The sequence below is a fragment of the Streptomyces sp. MB09-02B genome (assembly GCF_033794485.1).
Lineage (GTDB): Bacteria > Actinomycetota > Actinomycetes > Streptomycetales > Streptomycetaceae > Streptomyces.
In genome coordinates, this window is record NZ_JARGEE010000970.1 from 1 (window position 1) to 720 (window position 720).

The following is a 720-nucleotide window of genomic DNA, read 5'->3' on the forward strand; positions in this document are numbered from 1 at the left end:
TGGAGGACGGGTGGGGTGTACGGGGCGTGGTGGCGGGTGCGGTAGTCGTCGGACTGTGGGTCCGATGCCGGGGCCGGGGCCGGGAGCGGTGTTGCTGCCTGGGCCTGGGCCGGGGCCGGTGCTTGTTGTGGTGCGGTTCGGCGGAGTACGTGGTCGCGGAAGGTGGAGGTGAGGGGCTCCAGGCCGTGGGGGAGGCCGCGTTCGAAACGGCCGTACACGGTGAGGAGTTCCCGGGTGAGGAGGGCCGCGCTGTAGCCGTCGCCGATGAGGTGGTGGGCGTGGACGAGGAGGACGTGTTCGTCCGGCGTGACGGTGAGGAGGCGCAGGCGCAACAGGGGCCAGGCCCAGGGTTCGAAGCGGCGGCTCGCCTCCTCCGCCGTCCGTTCCTCCAGCAGGCCGGGGTGGGCCAGGGTCTCCGTCTCGACGGGAAGCCGTAGCGAGGCGGGGAGTTCCTGCTGCACGGGTGGGCGCGCACCGGACGGGAACACCGTGCGGAGCATGGGGTGCCGGGCCATGAGGACGTCGACGGCCCGTTGGAACAGGTCCGGGTCCACGGCGCCGTGGATACGGAAGCGCGCCAGCCAGGCGGGATTCGGGCCCGGGGTGCCACCGCCACCGCCACCGCCACCGCCGCCGCCGACTCCGGAGCCGGACGTGAGGGCGTCGGCGAGGAGGAAGCCCTGTTGGGAGGGGGTGAGGGAGTAGGGAGCGGGATGGGAC

The 720-nt window shown here is 73.3% G+C and carries 1 protein-coding gene; it reads right to left on the minus strand.

The window, feature by feature from the left end:
* A partial coding sequence (locus tag P1P70_RS45385; RefSeq protein ID WP_319248438.1) for a condensation domain-containing protein occupies nt 1-720 on the minus strand: 720 nt, incomplete at both ends.